Source organism: Stenotrophomonas sp. YJH_SMC_8, from assembly GCF_059371315.1.
This window is the reverse complement of record NZ_JCAFUL010000022.1, coordinates 1-21,723: the sequence shown is the minus strand read 5'-3', so window position 1 is coordinate 21,723 and position 21,723 is coordinate 1. Positions and strand designations below refer to the sequence as shown.

23 protein-coding genes are annotated in these 21,723 nt (G+C 68.2%); 12 read left to right on the top strand and 11 right to left on the bottom strand.

The genetic code is table 11. The annotated features are described in order from the left end of the window. The first annotated feature begins 57 nt into the window (after positions 1-57). The 3 genes from wrbA to AC5P88_RS19010 all read left to right on the top strand — a co-directional run bounded on the left by wrbA (position 58) and on the right by AC5P88_RS19010 (position 1,548). A complete protein-coding gene (gene wrbA / locus AC5P88_RS19020; protein WP_005408181.1) occupies positions 58-651 on the top strand; it encodes an NAD(P)H:quinone oxidoreductase in 594 nt (197 codons plus the stop codon). Then, complete coding sequence (locus AC5P88_RS19015) at positions 648-983, top strand: DUF2069 domain-containing protein (protein ID WP_094000359.1); 336 nt, start codon at positions 648-650, stop codon at positions 981-983. Before wrbA ends, AC5P88_RS19015 begins: the two co-directional genes overlap by 4 nt. A 79-nt stretch (positions 984-1,062) precedes the next feature. Further along, a complete protein-coding gene (locus AC5P88_RS19010) occupies positions 1,063-1,548 on the top strand; it encodes an asparaginase domain-containing protein (protein WP_010481766.1) in 486 nt (161 codons plus the stop codon). Positions 1,549-1,678: 130 nt separating this feature from the next. On the opposite strand, the gene AC5P88_RS19005 is transcribed toward AC5P88_RS19010, so the two are convergent. From AC5P88_RS19005 to sufT, 3 genes are all read right to left on the bottom strand, one after another. Next, positions 1,679-3,421 carry a S8 family peptidase gene (locus tag AC5P88_RS19005; RefSeq protein WP_106550886.1) on the bottom strand — a complete coding sequence of 581 codons (1,743 nt, stop codon included), beginning with the start codon at positions 3,419-3,421 and terminating at the stop codon, positions 1,679-1,681. 451 nt (positions 3,422-3,872) lie between these two features. Continuing rightward, positions 3,873-4,967, bottom strand: a complete 1,095-nt coding sequence (locus tag AC5P88_RS19000) for a branched-chain amino acid aminotransferase (RefSeq protein WP_049428774.1) — start codon at positions 4,965-4,967, stop codon at positions 3,873-3,875. A gap of 59 nt (positions 4,968-5,026) precedes the next feature. Continuing rightward, positions 5,027-5,578 (bottom strand): putative Fe-S cluster assembly protein SufT, encoded by a 552-nt coding sequence (gene sufT, locus AC5P88_RS18995; protein ID WP_012479222.1) that lies wholly within the window; start codon positions 5,576-5,578, stop codon positions 5,027-5,029. Between the two features lie 122 nt (positions 5,579-5,700). Here sufT and AC5P88_RS18990 point away from each other — a divergent pair, with 122 nt between their 5' ends. Next, the gene (locus tag AC5P88_RS18990) at positions 5,701-6,120 is read left to right on the top strand and encodes a hypothetical protein (RefSeq protein WP_106550885.1); all 420 of its coding nucleotides are present in this window, start codon (positions 5,701-5,703) and stop codon (positions 6,118-6,120) included. A gap of 222 nt (positions 6,121-6,342) precedes the next feature. On the opposite strand, the gene AC5P88_RS18985 is transcribed toward AC5P88_RS18990, so the two are convergent. After that, the gene (locus tag AC5P88_RS18985) at positions 6,343-7,803 is read right to left on the bottom strand and encodes an NAD(P)(+) transhydrogenase (Re/Si-specific) subunit beta (protein WP_111112373.1); all 1,461 of its coding nucleotides are present in this window, start codon (positions 7,801-7,803) and stop codon (positions 6,343-6,345) included. Continuing rightward, on the bottom strand, positions 7,800-8,120 hold the full coding sequence (locus AC5P88_RS18980) for an NAD(P) transhydrogenase subunit alpha part 2 (RefSeq protein WP_049428770.1): 321 nt from the start codon (positions 8,118-8,120) through the stop codon (positions 7,800-7,802). The genes AC5P88_RS18985 and AC5P88_RS18980 overlap by 4 nt, the downstream gene beginning before the upstream one ends. A 98-nt stretch (positions 8,121-8,218) precedes the next feature. On the opposite strand from AC5P88_RS18980, the gene AC5P88_RS18975 reads away from it, so the two are divergent. Genes AC5P88_RS18975 through AC5P88_RS18965 form a run of 3 tightly spaced genes read left to right on the top strand, consistent with a single transcriptional unit; the run spans position 8,219 to position 9,591 of the window. Further along, a complete protein-coding gene (locus tag AC5P88_RS18975; RefSeq protein WP_495225767.1) occupies positions 8,219-8,803 on the top strand; it encodes an RNA polymerase sigma factor in 585 nt (194 codons plus the stop codon). Continuing rightward, positions 8,800-9,126 carry a hypothetical protein gene (locus tag AC5P88_RS18970; RefSeq protein ID WP_106550881.1) on the top strand — a complete coding sequence of 109 codons (327 nt, stop codon included), beginning with the start codon at positions 8,800-8,802 and terminating at the stop codon, positions 9,124-9,126. The genes AC5P88_RS18975 and AC5P88_RS18970 overlap by 4 nt, the downstream gene beginning before the upstream one ends. 3 nt (positions 9,127-9,129) lie before the next feature. Then, positions 9,130-9,591, top strand: coding sequence for a DUF3106 domain-containing protein (locus tag AC5P88_RS18965; protein ID WP_495225766.1), 462 nt, complete (start codon positions 9,130-9,132; stop codon positions 9,589-9,591). Positions 9,592-9,676: 85 nt separating this feature from the next. On the opposite strand, the gene AC5P88_RS18960 is transcribed toward AC5P88_RS18965, so the two are convergent. After that, positions 9,677-10,756, bottom strand: a complete 1,080-nt coding sequence (locus tag AC5P88_RS18960; protein ID WP_495225765.1) for an NAD(P) transhydrogenase subunit alpha — start codon at positions 10,754-10,756, stop codon at positions 9,677-9,679. 51 nt (positions 10,757-10,807) lie between these two features. Further along, entirely contained in the window at positions 10,808-13,129 is a 2,322-nt protein-coding gene (gene pacR, locus AC5P88_RS18955) for a PacR family protein (RefSeq protein ID WP_495225764.1), read from the bottom strand. 331 nt (positions 13,130-13,460) lie between these two features. On the opposite strand from pacR, the gene AC5P88_RS18950 reads away from it, so the two are divergent. From AC5P88_RS18950 to AC5P88_RS18935, 4 genes are read left to right on the top strand one after another with little or no spacing between them, the layout of a single operon-like run. Then, entirely contained in the window at positions 13,461-14,042 is a 582-nt protein-coding gene (locus AC5P88_RS18950; RefSeq protein ID WP_495225763.1) for a nitroreductase family protein, read from the top strand. Then, positions 14,039-14,989 carry a 5'-3' exonuclease gene (locus AC5P88_RS18945; protein WP_495225762.1) on the top strand — a complete coding sequence of 317 codons (951 nt, stop codon included), beginning with the start codon at positions 14,039-14,041 and terminating at the stop codon, positions 14,987-14,989. The genes AC5P88_RS18950 and AC5P88_RS18945 overlap by 4 nt, the downstream gene beginning before the upstream one ends. Further along, positions 14,986-15,540: an NUDIX hydrolase gene (locus AC5P88_RS18940; RefSeq protein WP_495225761.1), complete on the top strand. Its 555-nt coding sequence runs from the start codon at positions 14,986-14,988 to the stop codon at positions 15,538-15,540. The genes AC5P88_RS18945 and AC5P88_RS18940 overlap by 4 nt, the downstream gene beginning before the upstream one ends. Then, positions 15,533-16,330, top strand: a complete 798-nt coding sequence (locus AC5P88_RS18935) for an N-formylglutamate amidohydrolase (RefSeq protein WP_106550875.1) — start codon at positions 15,533-15,535, stop codon at positions 16,328-16,330. Before AC5P88_RS18940 ends, AC5P88_RS18935 begins: the two co-directional genes overlap by 8 nt. A 96-nt stretch (positions 16,331-16,426) precedes the next feature. Here the strand turns inward: AC5P88_RS18935 and AC5P88_RS18930 are convergent, their stop codons facing one another. Next, positions 16,427-17,098 carry a DUF7716 domain-containing protein gene (locus AC5P88_RS18930; protein WP_495225760.1) on the bottom strand — a complete coding sequence of 224 codons (672 nt, stop codon included), beginning with the start codon at positions 17,096-17,098 and terminating at the stop codon, positions 16,427-16,429. Beyond that, positions 17,095-18,513 (bottom strand): MFS transporter, encoded by a 1,419-nt coding sequence (locus AC5P88_RS18925; RefSeq protein ID WP_106550873.1) that lies wholly within the window; start codon positions 18,511-18,513, stop codon positions 17,095-17,097. The genes AC5P88_RS18930 and AC5P88_RS18925 overlap by 4 nt, the downstream gene beginning before the upstream one ends. 105 nt (positions 18,514-18,618) lie before the next feature. Here AC5P88_RS18925 and AC5P88_RS18920 point away from each other — a divergent pair, with 105 nt between their 5' ends. Next, entirely contained in the window at positions 18,619-19,503 is an 885-nt protein-coding gene (locus AC5P88_RS18920) for a LysR family transcriptional regulator (protein WP_495225778.1), read from the top strand. Positions 19,504-19,679: 176 nt separating this feature from the next. Here AC5P88_RS18920 and pip read toward each other — a convergent pair whose 3' ends face one another. Both pip and prmC read right to left on the bottom strand, forming a co-directional pair. Continuing rightward, positions 19,680-20,621, bottom strand: a complete 942-nt coding sequence (pip, locus tag AC5P88_RS18915) for a prolyl aminopeptidase (RefSeq protein ID WP_495225759.1) — start codon at positions 20,619-20,621, stop codon at positions 19,680-19,682. A gap of 48 nt (positions 20,622-20,669) precedes the next feature. Further along, positions 20,670-21,527, bottom strand: a complete 858-nt coding sequence (prmC, locus tag AC5P88_RS18910; protein ID WP_495225758.1) for a peptide chain release factor N(5)-glutamine methyltransferase — start codon at positions 21,525-21,527, stop codon at positions 20,670-20,672. Between the last annotated feature and the right edge of the window lie 196 nt (positions 21,528-21,723).

Sequence of the window (21,723 nt, the reverse complement as noted above, 5' to 3'; positions counted from 1 at the left end):
CGGAATGCTGGCAGGATAGCCATACTGGTGGCCACACGACGAGGAGAAGCGGGCACGATGGGCGAGATTCTGGTGCTGTACTACAGCCGGGGCGGTTCGGTGGCACGGCTGGCGCGCCAGATCGCGCGGGGCATCGGCGAAGTGCCGGGCATGAGCGCGCGCCTGCGCACGGTGCCGCCGGTAGCCGCGGTGACCCAGACCGCGCAGCCGCCTGTACCCGACGATGGCGCCCCCTATGTGAGCGTGCAGGACCTGGTCGAGTGCCAGGGCCTGCTGCTCGGCAGCCCCACCCGCTTCGGCAACATGGCCGCCCCGGTCAAGCACTTCCTGGATGGGCTGGGCGCCGAATGGGTCAACGGCACCCTCTCGGGCAAGCCGGCCGGCGTGTTCACCTCCACCGCCTCGATGCACGGCGGACAGGAATCGACCCTGCTGTCGATGCAGGTGCCGCTGCTGCACCATGGCTGCGTGATCGTCGGCATCCCGTTCACCGAACCGGCGCTGAGCCACACCACCAGTGGCGGCACGCCCTATGGCGCCAGCCACGTGGCCGGTGCCGCCGACGACCCGCAGCCCACCGACGACGAGGCCGTGCTGGCGCGGGCGCTGGGCCGCCGGGTGGCCGACATCGCGCAGCGGTTGGCCCGATGAACCGGCCGCCGCGCACGGTCCTGCTGTTGGCCCTGATGGGGCTGGCTGCGCTGTTCGCAGGCTGGTTCATCAATGACAAGCACTGGCTGGCCACCCAGCTGGTGTTCACCGCGCCGCCGCTGGCGCTGGCCTTTGCGCTGCGCCTGGGCTGGCGCAAGGCCGGTTTCTGGGCCTCGGTGCTGGCGCTGGGCTGGTTCAGCCACGGCGTGATGAGCGCCTGGAGCCACCCGGAAACGCGCTGGCTGGCGTTGATCGAGATCGCGCTGGCGCTGCTGGTGATCTTCAGCGCCAGCCTGCCAGGGCTGCGCGCCCGCTTCGGCAAGCGACGCTGACGCTGCGCCCGCCGGGCCGTATCATCTGTGTTCCTGGCCCCGCGCCGCTGTACCTGTCCTGGTTTCGCGCATGCACATGATGGAAGAGCTCCTGGTCGTCACCACCGGTGGCACGATCGACAAGATCTACTTCGACGACAAGTCGGACTACCAGATCGGCGACCCCCAGATCGGCATGATCCTGCGTGAGTTGGGCGTGACGTTCCGCTTCAACGTGATTCCGATCCTGCGCAAGGATTCGCTGCACATCAACGATGAAGACCGCGAACTGATCCGCGCCACCATCGCCGCTCAGCCGACCCGCCACGTGCTGGTGACCCACGGCACCGATTCGATGGTGCAGACCGGCAAGGTGCTGGCCACGATCCCGGACAAGACCATCGTGATGACCGGCGCGCTCAGCCCGGCGCGCTTCCGTGGTTCGGATGCCGAGTTCAACATCGGCTGCGCGATCGGTGCGGTGCAGTCGCTGCCGAGCGGCGTGTACATCGCGATGAACGGCCGGATCTTCGACCCGCAGCACGTGCGCAAGAACGTGGCCGCGAACCGCTTCGAGTCGGTCTGAGGAACGGCGTGCCGACCAAGGTCGGCCCCCACCATGGCTTGAGGAACCGCGTGCCGACCAAGGTCGGCACCCACCAAAGCAGAAACGCCCCGGCCTAAGCCGGGGCGTGCCCATGGAGAGGGGCTTGGGCTCAGTACTGGGCGTTGAGGGTCAGGCCCGAGAAGGTGCTGTACGCTTTCACCCGCACATACCAGGTGCCGGCAGCAGGACTGTTGATGGTGCAGGTCTCGCTGTTGCCGCTCAGGTACGGACGGCAGGTGTAGGTGGTATCAGTCGGGGCACTGCCCTGGCGCACATACAGGTCGGCATCACCGCTGCCGCCACTGATCGCCACGCGCAGCTGGGTGCTGCCGGCCGGAACCGCGACGGTGTAGTTCAGCTCGGCACCGGTCGCAGCGCCGAGGCCGGTCACCGGCACGTTGTTCTGCAGCACGTTGCCACCCGGGTTCGGGTTGCCGCCACCGTTGATCGCCGCAGCCACGGCCGCGTTGGCGTCGATGATGCCGGCGCCGCAACCACCCGAGCAGGCGCCCGGCAGCGGACGTGCGGTGCTCTTGATGATGCTCTCGACCTGCGCCGGGCTCAGCGGGCTCGGAGCGACCGACTGCATCAGCGCGACCACGCCGGCCACGTGCGGCGCCGCCATCGAGGTGCCGTTGTACGACGCGTAGGTCGCGCTGCCCGGCGTGGTGGTGCCGGTGTTGAGGGTGGACAGGATGCTCTGGCCCGGTGCCGAGATGTCGATGCCGGTGCCGTAGTTGGAGAAGCTGGCACGTGCACCGGCCGAGGTGGTCGCCGCCACCGCGATCACGTTCGGGCAGTTGGCCGGCACCGAGCTGGACACGTTGGCATTGCTGTTGCCGGCGGCGACCACTACGGTGGTGCCACGGCCGACCGCGCCGTTGATCGCATTCTGGTAGGTGGTCGAGCAGCTGCCGCCACCGCCCAGCGAGAGGTTGATGACCTCGGCCGGATTGGCATTGGCCGGCACGCCACTGACGGTGCCACCGGACGCCCACACGATCGCGTCAGCGATGTCGGAGGTGTAACCGCCGCACTTGCCGAGCACGCGCACCGGCACGACCTTGGCGTTGAACGCGGTGCCAGCCACGCCGCTGGCGTTGTTGGTCACCGCCGCCACGGTGCCGGCGACGTGGGTGCCGTGCCAGCTGGAGTTGGAGGCCGGGATGCCCGAGCCACACTCGTTGGCGCCGTACCAGTCGCCTTCATCGTTCGGGTTGTTGTCGCGGCCGCCACCATCGCGCGCCATCGCTGCGTCGCTGATGAAGTCGTAGCCGGGCAGGATGTTGGCGTTGAGGTCAGGATGGTTGGTGATGCCGGTGTCGATCACCGCCACGACCACGCCGGTGCCGGTCGACTTGTCCCAGGCCGGCTGGATGTTGATGCCCGCGTTGGACGTACCGAAGCCCCACTGCTCGCTGAAGCGGGTGTCGTTCGGGGTCAGCGTCGCGCGCATGATCTGGTCGACTTCGACGTATTCCACGTTCGGGTCGGCGGCCAGCTTGCGCATCAGCAGTTCGGATTCGGCCTGGTCGAGCGGACGGTCGGTCTTGACCAGGGTCGGGCCGACGGCCAGCTTGCGGACCTCCTGCAGGCCCAGCGCGCGGCCCTGGCTGCTGGCCAGGCCAGCGGCGGCCGTCTTCAGCGACGAAGCCAGCGCAGTGGTGTTGGCCACGGCGGCGCTGCCGTCGCGGTACTTCACGATGAAACGCTGGTGCGTCGGCGCGGACTGCAGGCCGCTGAGCTGGACATCACCGGCCAGCGCAGGCGTGGCCAGCAGCAGCGATGACAGAACGGACGCACCAAGGACCACCCACACTCGACGCACACGCGGTTGCGTTACCTGGGACATCGTATTTCCCTTTCTTGTGGTGTGAATGCCGGAATCGGCAGAAGCACCGGCCCGAACCGTGGGCTGGCTTGCATTGGCGAGGTTCGAAGTCCGGTGAGTCAGCGGATCCCCCTAACGATCCGCCGTGCAGATGACGCTAAAGGCCGAAACCGGACACCACAAGATTTTCAGCGTCTTTTCAGCAAGATGAAATGTTCGTTCTGAGACTTTTCGGGTCGAGGGTTTGTGAAGGTGAAGGAACTTTCTCGTGTCCTGCACAGACCTGACTGGGTCGTCACGTGTCCTGGAATGACTTTGCCGACATCGGCGTCCGCTGATCCGGGGTCAGATCCCTTTTCTGCAGGAAAAGGGATCTGGCCCCAGGCCCGAAACGCAGAAAGCCCGTCACGGGGACGGGCTTTCCGGAAAAGCAGCCGAGCGTGGGCTCGGCTCTACAGTGGGCCGTGGGCGATCAGCCCAGCTTGACCAGCCAGTTGTGGCGGTCCGGCAGGCGGCCGTACTGGATGTCGGTCAGTTCCTTGCGCAGCGACATGGTCACTTCGCCGGCCGGGGCGTTGATGTCGCCCACCGAGAAGCCCTCGCCCTTCAGCTGGCCGATCGGGGTGACCACCGCAGCGGTGCCGCAGGCGAACACTTCGGCGATATCGCCGGAGGTCACGCCCTGCTTCCACTCATCGATGGTGACCTTGCGCTCTTCGACCTTCATGCCACGGTCGCGGGCCAGCTGCAGGATGCTCTCGCGGGTGATGCCTTCGAGGATGCTGCCCGACAGTTCCGGGGTGACCAGGGTGCCGTCCTTGTAGACCAGGAACACGTTCATGCCGCCCAGTTCTTCCAGGTACTTGCCTTCGACCGGGTCGAGGAACAGCACCTGCGAGCAGCCCTGCGCCTGCGCCTTCTGCTGCGGCAGCAGCGAGGCGGCGTAGTTGCCGCCGCACTTGGCCGCGCCGGTGCCGCCCTTGGCCGCACGTGCGTACTCGGTGGACAGCCAGATCGACACCGGGGCAACGCCCTTGGCGAAGTACGGGCCAGCCGGGCTGGCGATGACGTAGTAACCGGCCTTGTGCGCGCCGCGCACGCCGAGGAAGGCTTCGTCGCCGATCATGAACGGACGGAAGTACAGGCTGGACTCATCGGCCGACGGCACCCAGGCGCTGTCCACGGCGATCAGCTGCTTCAGCGATTCGACGAAGATCTCCACCGGCAGTTCCGGCAGCGCCAGGCGCTGTGCCGAACGCTGCAGGCGACGGCCGTTGGCATCCGGGCGGAAGGTCCAGATCGAACCGTCGGCGTGGCGGTAGGCCTTGATGCCTTCGAAGATTTCCTGGCCGTAGTGCAGCACGGCCGCAGCCGGGTCCAGCTGCAGCGGGCCATAGGCACGCACGTTGGCGTTGTGCCAGCCGGCATCCTTGTCCCAGCGCACTTCCACCATGTGATCGGTGAAGTGCAGGCCGAAGCCCGGCTTCTCCAGGATCTGGGCGCGCTCTTCAGCGCTGCGCGGGTGGTCCGAACGGGTGACGGCGAAGCTGGGAATGGACTGGGACACCGGAGGATTCCTGTTCTGGTTGCGGGTAGTGCCGGGCCCGCGTCACTGCGGGCCCTGGGTCAAAGCATGCCGGTCTCGAGCCGGGCCGCCTCGGACATCATGTGCTGGTTCCACGGCGGGTCGAACACCAGGTCGACGTCGGCCTCGGCCACCGTCGGGATCATTTCAAGCTTGCTGCGCACGTCGTCGACCAGGATGTCGCCCATGCCGCAGCCCGGTGCGGTCAGGGTCATCTTCACGTCGATCTCGCGCTGGCCTTCGTCCAGGTGCTTGATCTCGACCTCGTAGACCAGTCCCAGTTCGACGATGTTCACCGGAATTTCCGGGTCGAAGCAGGTACGCAGCTGCTGCCACACCAACTGTTCCACCTGTTCATCGGTGGCATCGGCGGGCAGTTCCAGCGGCGCCGGGGCCTCCTTGCCGATGGCGTCGCCGTCCTTGCCGGCGATGCGGAACAGGTTGCCCTCGACGAACACCGAATAACTGCCGCCCAGCGCCTGGGTGATGTACCCATAGCTGCCGGCGGGCAGGGTCACGGTATCGCCCTGCGGGACCATCACGGCCTCGCAATCGCGTTCGAAGTGGACAGGTTCGCTGCTACGGGAATACATGGGGACCGATATGGGGCCGTGGCCGGGGCCACGCAAGACGGCATTCTAGCCCAGCCGCCCCGGCACCGCCGGTGCACCGCCGCAAACCACAGTATCCTGTGGGTGATCTTCAGGGAGCTTCGATGTCCTCCAATGCCGCGCGTGCCAGGACCGTAACCTGGCTCTGGCCCATCATGCTGTTGCTGGGCCTGGTTGTTGCTCCCCTTGCCTGGATGGTGCTGGCACTGATGACCGGCCGGCAGGTCGGCTGGATGGCGGTACTGACCGCCCTGGAACTGGTGTTCATGCTGCGCATGGGTACGCTCGGCCCGGGCCGGCTGCGCATCGCCCTGGTCGTGGTGGGTACCCTGCTGGTGGCCGCCGTGGCCAACTGGACCATCGCCAGCGCCTGGATGGGCGGCTCGATCGGGCTGGACCTGTGGGACGCCAGCCTGCGCATGGGCCCGCACCTGGCCTGGACCCTGATCACCCTGGCCAATGGCGCGATGGAATGGCTGTGGCTGGCGCTGGCCGTGGCCGTGGGTGCCTGGCTGGCGCGCTGAGCACGCTGGTTGCTACGCCCGCCGGGCATGGCCCGGCGCTAGCGTGATGCGCGGGTAGATCCACGCCATGCGTGGATGGGATGGTAGTGCCGGCTGCTGGCCGGCAGAAGCGTGCGGACCAAGGTCCGCACCCACGCCCGGTAGATCCACGCCATGCGTGGATGAGGGCCTGAAGCATGGGGTCAGAACCCTTTCCTGCGGAAAGGGATCCGACCCCGGATCTCAATGCCCGCCATCGAGCGCCTTCAACTCGCTCACCAGCGAGGCCGCCGCTTCGGCACCGTCGCCATACAGCATGCGCGTGTTGTCGGCGTAGAACAGCGCATTCTCGATGCCGGCAAAGCCGGTGCCCTTGCCGCGCTTGATCACCACCACGTTGCGGGCGTTGACCACGTCCAGCACCGGCATGCCGTAGATCGGGCTGGCCGGGTCGGTGCGCGCGACCGGATTGACCACATCGTTGGCGCCGATCACCAGCACCACGTCGGTGTTGGCGAACTCCGGGTTGATGTCGTCCATGTCGGCGATCAGGTCGTAGGGCACGCCGGCTTCGGCCAGCAGCACGTTCATGTGCCCGGGCATGCGCCCCGCCACCGGGTGGATCGCGAACTTCACCTTCACCCCGCGCTGTCCCAGCCGCTGCGCCAGTTCCCAGATCTTGTGCTGCGCCTGCGCCACCGCCATGCCGTAGCCGGGCACGATCACCACGCGCTCGGCAAACGCCATCATCGCAGCGACGTCGGCCGCGTCGATCGGCTTCTGCGAACCGCTGATCGCCTGCGCTTCGCCACCGGCCGTGCCGCCGAAGTTGGAGAACAGCACGTTGCGGATCGGGCGGTTCATCGCCTTGGCCATCAACCGGGTTAGCAGGATGCCAGCCGCGCCGACCATCATGCCGGCGATGATCAGCGCCTCGTTACCCAGCACGTAGCCTTCGAAGGACACCGCCAGGCCGGTGAACGCGTTGTACAGCGAGATCACCACCGGCATGTCGGCACCGCCGATAGGCAGCGTCATCAGCACGCCCAGCGCAAGTGCCAGCACGAAGAAGGCGACGATGGACCAGGTACTGAGCGTGCTGGCCGCGATGATCGCCAGCACCACCACCGCCAGCGCCACCAGCAGGTTCATCACCTGCTGGCCGGGCCAGGTCACGCGTTTGTCCAGGCGTCCATCCAGCTTGGCCCAGGCGATCACCGAGCCGGACAGCGACACCGCGCCGATGGCCGCGCCGACCACCGCCAGCAGCAGCACCGTACCCGATGGCTGGCGCGCGGCCAGGTCGGCCAGCGCCTGCGCGCTCCAGTGGCTGGTATCGCGGTTGGCCAGGAACGCATAGCGCAGCAGTTCCACCGCGCCGATCGCCGCCGCCGAGCCACCGCCCATGCCGTTGTACAGCGCCACCATCTGCGGCATGTCAGTGATGGCGACCTTGCCTGCCGACCACCAGGCCAGGCCCGCGCCAAGCAGCAGCGCCACCAGGATCAGCGGCACGTTGTGCAGTTCGGGCAGGAAGAAGGTGGCCGCCGTGGCCAGCAGCATGCCCAGCCCGGCCCAGCGGATGCCGCTGCGCGCGGTCAGCGGCGAGGCCATGCGCTGCAGGCCGAGCAGGAACAACGTGGCGGCGACGAGGTAGCTGGCCTTGACCAGCCAGTCGAGCAGTTCGACGGTACTGATGTTCAAGCCTGCGGCTCCTTCGGTTCGTCCTTGGCACCCTTGGGCGCGCTCGGCTTGAACATTTCCAGCATGCGCGCGGTGACCACATAGCCACCGGCCGCATTGCCGGCACCAAGCACCACGGCAAGGAAGCCCAGGGCTTTCTCCAGCGGCGTCTGCGCGTGTCCCAGCACCACCATCGCGCCGATCAGCACGATGCCGTGGATGAAGTTGGAACCCGACATCAGCGGGGTATGCAGGATCACCGGCACCCGCGAAATGATCACGTGGCCGGCGATGGCCGCCAGCATGAAGATGTACAGCGCTACGAACCCGTCACTCACTGGCAACGCTCCCGCTCTGTCTTCGTCGGCCCATCATAACCACGGGCTGAACCCGGCGCGCGCCCACGGTCAACCGAAGCCGCGCTCACGCGTTGTCGATGGTGACCCCGAGCGAGGAACCGTACCCTGTGCTGGTGAGCAGCCCTGTCCCCCCGAGCACCGAGACCGATGCCCTGCCGGCGTCGCTGGAAGCGTTCCTGGCCAGCGTCGGCCCGCGTGCGTTCCGTTTCGCCGAGGCTGGTCTGCGCCAGCGCGACGACGCCATGGACGCGGTGCAGGACGCGCTGATGCGCATGCTGGACTATGCCGACAAACCTGCCGCCGAATGGGCGCCGCTGTTCTGGAGCATCCTGCGCCGGCGCGTGATCGACCTGCAGCGCCGACGCCGCTTCCGCCTGCCGTTCTGGCGCGACAACCAGGACGCGGAAGGCGGCGAGATCGATTGGGCCGATCCCGGCCCGGACCCCGCACAGGCGCACGAACAGCGCCAGCAGTACCAGCAGCTGGTGGACGCGTTGCGCACCCTGCCCGCCCGCCAGCGCGAAGCCTTCACCCTGCGCGTGCTGCAGGACCTGGACGGGGCCACCACCGCCCGCGCCATGGGCTGCAGCGAAGGCGCGGTAAAAACCCATCTGGCACGCGCCCGGCAGGCGCTGCAGGACTACCTGGAGATCCACCCGTGAACCGCTCCCTGCCCTCCGATGACATCCTGCGCAGCCTGCACGCGCAGTCGCTGCAGGCGCTGTCGCCGGCCACGCTGGCACGGCTGCGCCAGGCCCGCCACGGCGCCAGCGCGGCCCGCCACGGGCGCTTGCGCTGGTGGCTGGCCAGCGCCTGTTCGCTGGTGGTGGCACTGGGTATCGGCCTGCAGTTCAGCGGCCACAGCCCCCTGTCGGGCCCAGCGCCGGCCCCGGTGCTGGCCTCGGTGGAAGACAACAGCGCGCTGTACGACGAAAATCCCGATCTGTACCTGTGGCTGGGCGATACCGACCTGGCGATGGAGTGAACCATGCCCCGATTGAACATCCTGCCGCTGTTGCTGGCCCTGTCGCTGCTGCCGGCCGTCCCGGCGCTGGCGCAGAACACCGCACCCGCCCCTGCCGCACGCCCCGCGCCCGCCGCACCGCTGCCGGCCTGGGAACAATTGAGTGAAGCGCAGCGGGAATCCCTGCTGGCTCCCCTGCGCGACCGCTGGAACGGCGCCGATGCGGGCCAGCGCCAGCGCATGCTCTCGCATGGCCAGCGCTGGCAATCGATGAGCCCGGAGGAACGCGACAAGGCGCGCCGTGGTCTGCGCCGCTTCGAGCACATGAGCCCGGAGCAGCGTGAGCAGGCCCGGGCACTGTTCGGCCAGATGCGCGACATGCCACCGGCGCAGCGCGACGCCCTGCGCGAGCGCTGGTCGCAGATGACGCCGGAACAGCGAAAGGACTGGGTGCGCGACAACCCACCGCCGGCGAAGCCGCGGTAACGCCTCCGCTTCGGTAGCGCCGGGCCATGCCCGGCGGATTTCCGCATACCGCTGCGCTCGCCGGGCATGGCCCGGCGCTACCGACTCACGCCAGCCAGCGTGTCTTGGCCAGCAACTCGTCGTCCCAGTCGAACGCCAGCTGCCCCTCGCGCACGAACAGCGCGACGAAGTTCAGCAGGTTACGCGCATACATCTCGCTGGCCTGGGTCGCACCACGACTGGCCAGGCCCAACGGGCCATCGATGGTCACGCCCTGGTGTTCGATGCATTGCCCCGGCCGGGTCAGTGCGCAGTTGCCACCGCTCTCGGCGGCCAGGTCCACGATCACGCTGCCGGTGGCCATGCCTTCCACCATCGCAGCAGTGACGATGGTGGGTGCCGGGCGCCCCGGTACCGCCGCCGTGCAGATCACCACATCCACGCCGCGCAGGTGGTCGGCCAGGCGGCGCTGCTGCTCGGCACGTTCGTCATCGGTCAACGCGCGCGCGTAACCGCCCTCGCCCGTCGCGCTTACCCCCAGGTCGAGGAAGCGGGCGCCCAGCGACTGGATCTGCTCGCGGGTTTCCGGGCGCACGTCGAAGCCTTCCACCTGGGCACCGAGGCGCCGGGCCGTGGCAATGGCCTGCAGCCCCGCCACGCCGGCACCGATCACCAGCACCTTGGCCGGACGCACGGTGCCGGCAGCGGTGGTCAGCATCGGGAAGAAACGGGGTGCGCGTTCGGCGGCGATCAGCGCGGCCTTGTAACCGGCCATGCCGGCCTGCGAACTGAGCACGTCCATCGCCTGCGCACGGGTGGTGCGCGGCAGCTGCTGCAGCGGGAACAGGTGCAGGCGGTCATCGGCAGCCAATGCCGCCAGGGCCGGATCACTGGCAGGAGTCAACAGGCCAACCACGGTGGCACCCGGCTTGAGCTGTTCCAGCACCGCCGCCGCCGGCGCCTGCACGCACAACAGGATGTCGATTTCGGCCCAGCGGCTGGCATCGAACGCGCGGGCACCAGCATCGTCATACGCTGCATCGGTGAAACCCGCGGCCAGTCCGGCGCCGGGCTCGTACCAGACAGTGATGCCCAGGGCGCCGAGCTTGCGCGCGGTCTCCGGCGTCAGCGCCACGCGCCGTTCGCCCGGCGTGGTCTCCTTGATCCCCAGCAACGCCACGGCCATGCAGGTCCCCGCTGATCGGTGAGTTTTCCCGATCCTAGCAGGCGGCTCCACTCAGTGCAGCGTGGCGCTGCCCGGGTCCAGCCGATCGATCACGCCCTGCATGGCGCTGTCGAAGGCACCGTCATCCACATGGGCGCGCAGACGTCCCAGCCGCACCATCACTGCCAGTTCTTCCGGCGAGGCCACGCAGAAGCGCACGCCACGACGGTTGACGAACAGCAGGCGCGAGGAAATCGGGCTGACCCAGGACAGCTTGCCGGCCTGCACCTTGCCGTCCTTGTCGACGAAGTCCAGCCAGTTGCCGATCTCCATGCGGCGGAAGCGATCGGCATCGGCGTTGTCGAAATCATCGGCGTCGATCTGCCCACTCAATTCCACCGCCGGCGATTCGGCCACCGGCGGGGTCGGCAGTGCCACCTGCGGCAGCTCCGGCAGTGCGCGCTGCAGTTCCGGCCGCGATTCGGCAATGCCCTGCAACGTGTCATGCAGCGCGTCGACCGCTCCGGTTGCCGCATCGCCGTGCACACCCACGCTGGCGAATACCTTGGCCAGCACCGGCTGCCAGGCCTGCAGCCACGGCTTGCCGACGATCTGGCGGCGGGCCTCGGCCACTTCTTCCAGCAGGCCGTCGCCCAGGCTCAGGGCCTCGGCCACCGACGCGCCCTCCTCGCCCTCGCGCAGCAGCGCCAGGGTGAGGTGGTGCTGCCACGGCTGGCGCAGGAATTCGGCGATGGCCGGCGGCAGGGTGGCATCACCGATGCGGCGGTCCAGTTCGGCGCCGGCACGGGTGCGGGCCATTTCCAGCTTTTCCTGGCCGCGCTGCGTCTCGGCGGCGCGGCGTTCGGCGATTTCCACGCGGCGGCGATGCTGCACGAGGAACTCGCGGAATTCCTCTTCCAGGGTCAGGAAGATCGCCAGGTTCTCGTTGAACTCGGCCACGAGGCGCTCGATGATCTCCTCGACCTTGGCCATCAGCATGCGCTCGGCCTGGCTTTCGCCGGTGTTGCCTTCGCAGGCCTCGGCCAGCGAGTTGAGCAGCTTGCGCGCTGGATGGGTCTTCTGCACGAACATGCGGCGGTCGAGCATGGCGACCTTGACGAACGGCACCACCAGGCGGCCGATCAGCTCGCGTGAGCGGCCTTCCAGTTCGCGCTCGTCCAGCATCACGTCGAACAGCATGCCCACCAGGTCGATCGCATCCTCGTCCTGCGGGTCCAGCCGGGTCTGGCCCGGATCGACACCGAGGCGGGTGGCGCTGGACAGCACTTCGCTCTTCAACCGCTGCGCGAGTGATTCGCCGTCCTCGCCGATCGCCGCGCGCAGGGTCGCACTGGGCGTGGCCTGCAGCAGCGACAGCACCGACATCATCTCGCGCTGGCTGAGCGGACGCTGCTGGCCGATCGCCACCTGTGCGGCCGACGTCGCGTCCTCGCGCACGTGGCGGGTCTGCTGCAGCAGTTCGTGCAGCGCCTCCAGCAGCATGCCCTGCTGGCCCGCATGGGCCTCGCCGGTGCCGCCGTCTTCGGCGCCCAGGTGCTGCTGCATGTGGCCACGCCGCTCGGACCAGCGCGCGGCAAAGCGCTGCGCCCAAGCCGGTGCGGCCTGCTCGTCTTCACCGAATTCGCCGTCCAGGCCCGTGCCCGGGCGCTGCTCCACCAGGTCATCCAGGCCCGAGGCCATGCGCGGGTCGGGTGCAGCCGACAGTGGACGCCGCGGCGCCCCCATCTGCGACATCACCCCGGCCGCGGCCAGTTGCTCGTCCAGCTTCTCGTAGATGCGACCCACCGGCGCGCGCAGGTCGCGCTCGCACAGCTTGATCAGCACCAGGTGCACTTCCGGGGCCAGTTCGCAGCCGGCAAAGGCTTCGTGGATGGCCACGCCCAGGTGTTCGGGGCTGATGGGATTATGGTCGGCATCCAGTTCGGCGCCGCCGATCAGACGGCCCAGGCGGCGGTCGAGCCGCGCCAGCACCGGCTTGAAGTCGCGCAGCAGCACAGTGGCGAAATTGCGCACCGCCAACCGCGACTCCAGCACGTGCTCCGCCAGCAGGCTCAGGCCATCCTCGGCTGGGCCCGACAGCGTCGATTCGGCCGACATGGGCTCACCACTGGCCAGCGCATCCCAGGCCCGCTGCAGGTGGCCAGAGAAGGCACCGGCAATGTCCTCGCGGCGGCGGCGCAGTTCACGCATCGCATCCAGGAACAGCAGCTGCGACGAACCGGCATTGCCGGCCCGATCGAACAGGGCATCGTCGAAGCGCGCCAGTGCAGCGCCAAAGGCCTGGCACAGCGCGGGCAGGACCATGTCCCGGGCAAGCTGGAGCTGGGCCGGGTCACGGCCCGGCGATCCCATCGGTGTGGGCGCGCTCATCATTCGGGAAGGCTCCCCACCTTCTCTGGTACGACAGACAACGTGGACATCGCGACAACCGGCACACCCCATGTACCGGTACGTCGATGGTAGGCCGGCCAGCCCGTCACGGACAGTGAAACAGTCCTCACTTCAAACCTCATGACCGGCGGCCCGGCAAGGTAGATATCGTAAGCCGCGCAAGGCCTGCGAGGCGAGGGGAAGCGGCCGTCCGTTTCCCGCCAGTGGCATGACGTTCATCACAGTTTGGTATTCAAAGGCCAGACGCGACACAGACGGTGTCTTTGACCACCCCGACTATAATCAAACCTCCGTGATGACCGGTTCAGACTCCATGCCCGACCCCGCCGCCCTGCTCGCCCTGGATGCCCGCCGCTCCGTGCCTTCGCGGCAACTGGCCGAGCCCGGCCCGGACCCGGCCACCCTGCAGCGGATGCTGGCTTCGGCCGTGCGCGTGCCCGATCACGGCAAACGCGTGCCGTTCCGCTTCCTGAAGATCGCCGGCGATGCACGTCACACTCTGGGCGACTTCCTGGCCGAGCGCAGCCGCCAACGCGACCCGCACGCCGGCGAGGCCGTGTTCGAAAAGGACCGCCAGCGTTTCAGCCACGCGCCGCTGGTGATCGTGGTGGTGGCCAGCCCGCGCCCGGACCCGAAGGTGCCCGAACAGGAGCAGCTGATGACCGCCGGCTGCGTCTGCTTCGCCCTGCTGCAGGCCGCGCAGGCGCTGGGCTTCGGCGCGCAGTGGCTGACCGCCTGGATGGCCTTCGACCCCGCCGTGCAGGCCTACCTGGGCCTGGCCGAGGGTGAAGGCATCGCCGGTTTCATCCATATCGGCACGCCCAAGGCCGCCGTGCCCGAGCGCGAGCGTCCGGACCCGGCCGCCCTGCTGCGCGACTGGACGCCTCCGGCATGACCCTGCCGGTACCACCGCCGTCGCTGTACCTGGTCGACGCCAGCATCTACGTGTTCCGCGCATGGCACTCGCTGCCGGACCAGTTCCAGGACGCGCAGGGCTGGCCGACCAATGCCGTGCACGGCTTCGCCCGCTTCCTGCTGGACCTGCTCGAGCGCGAGCGCCCGCGTCACATCGCCATCGCCTTCGACGAAGCGCTGGACAGCGGCTTTCGCCACCGCCTGTACCCGGCCTACAAAGCCAACCGCGACCCGGCGCCGGAGGCGCTCAAGCGCCAGTTCGTGCACTGCAAGGCGCTGTGCGCAGCGTTGGGCCTTGCCGTTCTGGCCCACCACGAATACGAGGCCGACGATCTGATCGGCAGTGCCCTGCATGTGCATCGTGGCAGCCACCGCGGCGTGATCATCTCCGCCGACAAGGACCTGTCGCAGCTGCTGCTGGACCACGACGAACAGTGGGACTACGCGCGCAACCAGCGCTGGGACGTGGCCGGGGTGAAGGCACGGCACGGCGTGCATGCGCACCAGATCGCCGATTACCTGGCGCTGTGTGGCGACGCGGTGGACAACATTCCTGGTGTCAGTGGCGTCGGCAGCAAGTCCGCCGCCGTGCTGCTGGCCCATTTCGGCAGCATGGACGCGCTGTACGAGCGACTGGATGAAGTGCCGTTCCTGCGCCTGCGTGGCGCCGCCCAGATGGCCGTGCGCCTGCGCGAGCAGCGCGAGCACGCCCTGCTCTGGCGCCAGCTGACCACCATCGCGCTGGACGCACCGCTGGAAGGCAGCCAACCCGGCCTGCTGCGCCAGACCGCCGATCCCGAGCTGCTCGGCGGCCTGTGCCAGACCCTGCGCTTCGGCCCGATGACCCGCCGCCGGCTGTTCGATGCCGCCGGCGTGCCCGATATTCTTCCCACCCCATCTTTTTCCAATTCCGGCGAGCCCGCATGAGCCAGCGCAACACCGAAGCCCCGCGCGTCGTCTATGAAGGCAAGTACCAGCGCATGCTGGTGCGCGGCACCTGGGAGTACAGCGAACGCACCCATGCCGGTGGCCTGGCGGCGATCATCATCGCGGTCACCCCTGACGACAACGTGCTGTTCGTCGAACAGTTCCGCGTGCCGCTGCAGGCGCCCACCATCGAGATGCCGGCCGGCCTGGTCGGCGACATCGATGCAGGCGAATCGATCGAAGTTTCGGCCGTGCGCGAACTGGAAGAAGAAACCGGCTGGACCGCCGATCACGCCGAAGTGCTGCTGATCGGCCCGACCTCCTCCGGCGCCAGCAGCGAGAAGATCGCCTTCGTGCGTGCCACCGGCCTGCACCGCGTTGGCGAGGGCGGTGGTGACGACAGTGAAGACATCATCGTGCACGAGATTCCGCGTGCTCGGGCGGCAGCCTGGCTGGTACAGAAAATGGGCGAAGGCTACGAGCTGGATGCCAAGCTCTGGGCCGGGCTGTGGATGATCGAGCACCATCTGGACGGACGCCCGCGTGGCTGACGCCGATCTGCACGCGCTGCCTGCGCTGCTGGGCGCAGACGACCCGGCGATCCACACGATCCACCGGCCGCAGGGCGCCTCGCCGTTCCTGCTGCTGGCCGACCATGCCGGCCAGCGGGTGCCGCGCGTCCTCGCAGGCCTGGGCTTGCCGCAGGCCGAACTGGACCGCCATATCGGCTGGGACATCGGCATTGCCGGCACCACCCGCGCACTGTCCGAACGGCTGGATGCCTGGGCGATCGAACAGACCTATTCGCGGCTGCTGATCGACTGCAACCGCCCGCTGGCGTCGCCAACGCTGATTCCGGAAGTGAGCGACCACACGGTGGTGCCAGGCAATGCCGGGCTGTCGGCAGCGCAGCGGCAACAACGCATCGAAGCGATCCACGCTCCCTACCACGCGCGCATCGACGCCGAGCTTGATGCACGCCGTGATGCAGGCCGCCCCACTCTGCTGGTGATGATGCACAGCTTCACCCCGGCGATGAACGGCATGCAGCGGCCGTGGCATGCCGGCGTGCTGTACCACCAGGACACGCGTTTTGCCCATGCCCTGCTGCAGGCACTGCGCGACGAGGGCGACCTGGTGGTGGGTGACAACGAGCCGTATTCGGTCAGCAGTACCAGCGACTATGCGGTGCCGGTGCATGGCGAAGGCCGTGGCCTGGTGCACGTGGAGCTGGAGATCCGCCAGGACCTGATTGCCGACGTGGCCGGGCAGCTGGCGTGGGCGGAGCGGCTGGCGCGGATCTTCAGCGCATTGCAGCCGGAGTTGCTGGCGTTCGGTTGAACGTCATCCACCCGACCGAAGCCCGGTAGCGCCGGGCCACGCCCGGCGAGCCGCATCGCGGCGGCGCAACGGAATGCCGCCTGGCATGGCCCGGCGCTACCGCAGCGTAGGCGCCTCCATCCACGGGAACGGCTTGAAGCCCTGCACCTGCAGCGTCGCGCCGATGTCGGCGAAGTCATCCTTGATCGCCTGCGCACGACGCCGATCCAGCGCTTCACCCAGCAGCAGCGGCAACGCGCGGCAACGCGCCAATGCATCGCCCACCGGAATCTCCAGCAGGCGCGCCACGCGCTGCGCCGCCGCTTTGACCTGCGCCTCCGGGCACGCGCTCAATGCCAGATCGAAGGACGCGAAGATGCCTGTGCCCACACCCGCCTCGCGCGCAGCCGCCTGTTCCCCAGCTTCCGCTTCGCCCAGGGCCTCATCGATGCCTTCGACCTGCTGGAACGCGTCGTACTCGGCGTAGTACGCCAGCGCCTGCGCGTAGTCCCGCAGCGAAGACAACGGGCGCTGCCGCTTCTGCACGTCGAGCACATCCGCAAACGTCGCAGGCTCCAGGAACGTGCCCAGGCCCAGCGCGCGCGCTTCAGCCGGAACCTCGCTGTCCTCATCGAAGGCGGCATCCTCATCGGGTGGCAACCAGAAGCGCGCCTGCAGCAGGTCGTCATCGGTGGCGTGCACCCAACCGAAGGAGCCGTACACCCCATCATCATCGTTGCAGGCTGCGAAGGCATGCAGGGTCTGTTGCAGGTCCAGCAGTTCGATCATGCTTCGTTGCTCAGGCAGGTAGTCGCAGCCGAGTCTACCGGCGCCGGGCGCAGGCCCAGCGCGATGACCACGCCGAGCGCGGCGAACAGCGCGGCGCCGTACTGCGCATTGACCATGCCCTGCAGGGCATCGGCACTGGTTGCTGCCTGCGTGCCGCGCGCGGCGTTGGCCACCATCACCAGCACCGCCAGCCCCAACGCGCCGCCGATCTGCTGTGCGGTGGCCGCCATGCCGGACGCCACACCCTGCTGCGGACCCGGCACACCCTGCCCGGCCACGATCCACATTGCTGTCCAGCTCATGCCCTGGCCCACGCTGAGCACCACGATGCCCGGCAGCAGCGGCCAGTAACCGGCGCCATGCGGCATCGCCAGCGCCACCGCAGCGATGCCGATGGCACCCGCGGCGAAGCCCCAGGCCAGCACCTGCCTTGGTGAACGACGCCGCAGCATGCGCTCGGCAATACGGATGCCGAAGGTGCACACCAATGTCGGCAGCAGGAAGGCCATGCCAGCCTGCAGCGGGCTCCAGCCGTAGCCATCCTGGAAGTACAGCGCCAGGAAGTAGTACTGCACGCCATAGCTGCTCATGAAGGCGAAGGTCAGGCCGAGTGCCGCGCGCAGGCCAGGCAGGCGCAACAGCGAAAACTGCATCAGCGGGTCACGGCTGCGCTTTTCGATCTGCACGAAGACCGTCAGCAGTACCGCTGAAAGCAGCAGGCAGATGAGCGTGGCCGGTGCAGTCCAGCCCCACTCCGGCCCTTGCACCAGCGTGGTGACCAGCAGGCTGCCGCCGGCGGTGACGGTGAGGCAACCGGCCAGATCGAAGGAGCGGCCGCGCACCTGCGGACCATCGGCCGGCAACCACGCACCGGCAGCGACCGCACATGCGGTGGCCAGCGGCACGATTACCGCCAGCACCGCCGGCCAGCCGAACGCCTGGGTCAGCACGCCGCCGAGCAGCGTGCCCAGCGCCAGGCCGACCGCGCTGGCCATGCTCCAGATCGCCAGCGCGCGGTTGCGCACCGGGCCTTCGGCGTACAGCGTGTTGATCAGCGCCAGCGTAGCCGGGAACAGCAGCGCCGCACCGACGCCCTGTGCGGCACGCGCGATGATCAGCAGGGTAGCGTTCGGCGCCAGTGCGCCAAGCAGCGAGGCCAGCGCGAACAGCAGCATGCCCAGCCGGTAGAAACGACGGCGCCCGATCAGATCGGCGGCACGCCCCCCCAGCAGCAGGCTGCCACCAAAGGCCACGGTGTAGGCACTGACCACCCATTGCAGCTGCTGCGCATTGATCTGCAGCGCGCGGCCCATGTCATGCAGGGCGACGAAGATGATGGTGGCGTCCAGGGCGATGATCAGCTGGGCGGTGGCCAGCAGGGTCAGCGCCCAGCGCGGGTACTTGAGGGGAGGCATCGGCGGTCCGGTGCAGTGGGGGAGCGCAGTCTCATTGATGCAGGGCCATCAATAAACCCCCTGATCGCCATATCTGTCATGATTTTCAGCATGAATGGAACGTCGATGGACCTCAATGCGGTGCGCATGCTGGTGCAGGTGGCCGAAGCCCGCAGTTTCACTGTCGCCGCCGGGCAGCTGGGCCTGAGCCAGTCAGGCCTGTCGCGCGCGATCGGTCGGCTGGAAGCCACGCTGGGGGTGAAGCTGCTGCAGCGGAACACCCGCAACGTGGCGCTGACCCCGGATGGCCGCCAGTTCGTCGATCAGGTCGCGCCGCTGCTATGTGGTTTCGAGGATGCCGAACGCCTGTTGGCCGACCGTCCGTGCACGCCCGCGGGCACCTTGAAGATCAGTGCACCATCGATGTTCGGGCGCAAGGTGCTGGTGCCGATGCTGGCACCGTTGCTGCAACAGCATCCGCAGCTGCAGGTGGAAGCGGTGCTGAGCGACCGCCTGGTCGATCTGGTCGAGGAAGGCTTCGATGCCGCGCTGCGTACCGGCGTCATCGCCGACCAGCGCATTGTTGCGCGGCCCTTGCGGCCGCTGCGCTGGGTAACCGTGGCCAGCCCGGACTACTTGGCCCGCCGCGGCGCGCCGGTCGATGTGACCGCGCTGCGGGATCACGCCTGCCTGGCCGTGCGCAACCTGCGCAGTGGCCGCGTGGTCGACTGGCAGTTCCTGCAGGACGGCCAGCTACGGGAAGTCACCCCGCCGACGCGGATGGTGTTCGACAGCGGCGATCCACTGGTGGAAGCGGCCATCGCCGGCATCGGCATCGTGCAGGTAATGGATTTCGCGGTGGCCGACGCGCTGGCCGATGGCCGGCTGCAGCGCGTGCTGCAGCCGTTCGAAGGCCGCAGCCGTGCGTTGTCGTTGATCTACCCGCCGTCGCGGCAGCACTCACCGAAACTGCAGGTGCTGGCTGACGCGTTGCTGGCCGGGAACTGGTAGATCCACGCCATGCGTGGATGAGGATACAGAGCAGGAGCAGCCAGGCATGGCCTGGCTCTACTGATCGGCGAAGCACGGTAGATCCACGCCATGCGCGGATGATTCCACACGGGGTCAGAGCCCTTTCCGTGGGAAAGGGCTCTGACCCCTCGCCGGGCATGGCCCGGCGCTACCGATCAGACGAAGCTATCGGTGGCGCGCACCAGCGCGTCCACGTTCTCGGCCTCGAACGCCGAATGGCCCGAGGCCGGGGTGATTTCCAGCTTCGCCTTCGGCCACACCTTGGTCAGGTCCCAGGCATTGGCCAGCGGGCAGACCACGTCGTAGCGGCCGTGCACGATCACGCCCGGAATGTCGGCGATGCGGTGCGCGTCGCGCAGCAGCTGGTCTTCCACCTCGAAGAAGCCGCCGTTGACGAAGTAGTGATTCTCGATGCGCGCAAACGCCAGCGCGAAGTGCGGGTCTTCGTGGCTGTTGATGAAGTCGTCGTCCACGTGCAGGAAGCTGGTTGCGCCTTCCCACACCGCCCAGGCCTTGGCCGCTTCCAGGCGGGTGGTCTCGTCGTCACTGGTCAGGCGACGGTGGAAGGCCGAGATCAGGTCATGACGCTCCACCGACGGGATCGGCTTCAGGTAATGCTCCCACGCATCCGGGAACAGGCGGTTGGCACCTTCCTGGTAGAACCATTCCAGTTCCCAGCGGCGCAGCATGAAGATGCCGCGCAGCACCAGCTCGGTCACGCGCTGCGGGTGGGTTTCGGCGTAGGCCAGCGCCAGGGTCGAGCCCCAGCTGCCACCGAACACCTGCCAGCGATCGACGTTCAGGTGCTCGCGCAGCTTTTCGATATCGGCAACGAGGTCCCAGGTGGTGTTGTCCACCAGGTCGGCGTGCGGGGTGGAACGGCCGGCACCGCGCTGGTCGAACAGGATGATGCGGTACTTCGACGGGTCGTGGAACTGGCGCATCTTGTCGCTGCAGCCGCCGCCCGGGCCACCGTGCAGCATCACCACCGGCCTGCCGTCCGGGTTGCCGCACTGTTCGAAGTACAGCGTGTGGCGGTCGTCGACCTTCAGGGTGCCGACGTCGTAGGGGGTGATGGCGGGGTACAGCGTACGCATGCTTGCAGCTCCAGGGTGATGCCCTGCCGGGGCAGGAGAACCTCCATTCTAGGCCGGTCGCCGGCCCAGGGTGATGCGGTCGCGCTGCTCCAGGTCCTGCACGGTCTGCACGTCGGCGAAACCGGCCGCGTCGAACAGCGCGCGGATCGCCTCGCCCTGGTCCCATCCGTGCTCGATCAGCAGCCATCCACCGGGCAGCAGACGCGCCGGGCCACCGTCGACGATGCGGCGGATGTCATCCAGGCCATCCCGACCCGAGGCCAGCGCGGTGGCCGGTTCGAAGCGCAGGTCCCCCTGTTCCAGGTGCGGATCGTCGCTGGCGATATACGGCGGGTTGCTGGCAATCAGATCAAAGCGCGCGCCCTGCAGCGGCGCGTACCAGTCGTGGCCCCCCTGGGCGAAGCGCACGTTGCGCAGTTCATGGCGCGCGGCGTTGCGCGTGGCCACGGCCAGCGCGCCTGGGCTGGCATCGGTGGCCAGCACCTGCGCATGAGGCCGCTCGCTGGCCAGCGCCAGCGCGATCGCACCGCTGCCGGTGCCCAGGTCGGCCAGCTGCAGCGCGCGGTCCGGCGGCAGTCGTTCCAGCGCCAGCTCGACCAGCAGTTCGGTTTCCGGGCGCGGTATCAGCGTGGCCGGGTCGACCTCCAGGTCCAGCGTCCAGAAACCGCGGTGCCCGGTCAGGTAGGCCACCGGCTCGCCAGCCACGCGACGGGCCAGCAGCGCTTCGAAGGCGGCGAGTTCGGCAGCAGGCAGCGGATCGGTGGCGTGCGCGAACAGCCAGCTGCGCGGGCGCTCAAGCACATGCAGCAGCAGCAGTTCCGCCTCATGGCGGGCTTCAACGCCGCCGAGTCGGGCGCTGGCCTCGGCCACCACCTGGCGCAGGGAGGGTTCGGTTTTGACAGACATGCCGCAATTGTAAAGGCGAGCCCATGCTCGGCTGCCTCTGGAACAGCCGAGCGTAGGCTCGGCTCTTATCTCTTCCGACTCTGGCACCTTAGGTGCCGAGAGCCCGGCGCGGACGACCGTTCGGCTCTAGGTCTTTTCGATCGCTCTGTAGCAAGGATCTCCGCGCCGGTTTCTCCCTGATCCGCCCGAACAGTTG

Excerpts from the sequence above, each read along its gene's own strand:
- AC5P88_RS18945 (WP_495225762.1), top strand. The coding sequence starts at position 14,039 with ATGACCCTGCCGGTACCACCGCCGTCGCTGTACCTGGTCGACGCCAGC.
- AC5P88_RS18990 (WP_106550885.1), top strand. The coding sequence starts at position 5,701 with ATGTCCTCCAATGCCGCGCGTGCCAGGACCGTAACCTGGCTCTGGCCC.
- AC5P88_RS18930 (WP_495225760.1), bottom strand. The coding sequence starts at position 17,098 with ATGATCGAACTGCTGGACCTGCAACAGACCCTGCATGCCTTCGCAGCC.
- AC5P88_RS19010 (WP_010481766.1), top strand. The coding sequence starts at position 1,063 with ATGGAAGAGCTCCTGGTCGTCACCACCGGTGGCACGATCGACAAGATC.
- sufT (WP_012479222.1), bottom strand. The coding sequence starts at position 5,578 with ATGTATTCCCGTAGCAGCGAACCTGTCCACTTCGAACGCGATTGCGAG.
- pacR (WP_495225764.1), bottom strand. The coding sequence starts at position 13,129 with ATGATGAGCGCGCCCACACCGATGGGATCGCCGGGCCGTGACCCGGCC.
- prmC (WP_495225758.1), bottom strand. The coding sequence starts at position 21,527 with ATGTCTGTCAAAACCGAACCCTCCCTGCGCCAGGTGGTGGCCGAGGCC.
- AC5P88_RS18950 (WP_495225763.1), top strand. The coding sequence starts at position 13,461 with ATGCCCGACCCCGCCGCCCTGCTCGCCCTGGATGCCCGCCGCTCCGTG.
- AC5P88_RS18920 (WP_495225778.1), top strand. The coding sequence starts at position 18,619 with ATGGACCTCAATGCGGTGCGCATGCTGGTGCAGGTGGCCGAAGCCCGC.
- AC5P88_RS19005 (WP_106550886.1), bottom strand. The coding sequence starts at position 3,421 with ATGTCCCAGGTAACGCAACCGCGTGTGCGTCGAGTGTGGGTGGTCCTT.
- AC5P88_RS18925 (WP_106550873.1), bottom strand. The coding sequence starts at position 18,513 with ATGCCTCCCCTCAAGTACCCGCGCTGGGCGCTGACCCTGCTGGCCACC.
- AC5P88_RS18975 (WP_495225767.1), top strand. The coding sequence starts at position 8,219 with ATGGTGACCCCGAGCGAGGAACCGTACCCTGTGCTGGTGAGCAGCCCT.
- AC5P88_RS19015 (WP_094000359.1), top strand. The coding sequence starts at position 648 with ATGAACCGGCCGCCGCGCACGGTCCTGCTGTTGGCCCTGATGGGGCTG.
- wrbA (WP_005408181.1), top strand. The coding sequence starts at position 58 with ATGGGCGAGATTCTGGTGCTGTACTACAGCCGGGGCGGTTCGGTGGCA.
- AC5P88_RS18940 (WP_495225761.1), top strand. The coding sequence starts at position 14,986 with ATGAGCCAGCGCAACACCGAAGCCCCGCGCGTCGTCTATGAAGGCAAG.
- AC5P88_RS18965 (WP_495225766.1), top strand. The coding sequence starts at position 9,130 with ATGCCCCGATTGAACATCCTGCCGCTGTTGCTGGCCCTGTCGCTGCTG.
- AC5P88_RS18960 (WP_495225765.1), bottom strand. The coding sequence starts at position 10,756 with ATGGCCGTGGCGTTGCTGGGGATCAAGGAGACCACGCCGGGCGAACGG.
- pip (WP_495225759.1), bottom strand. The coding sequence starts at position 20,621 with ATGCGTACGCTGTACCCCGCCATCACCCCCTACGACGTCGGCACCCTG.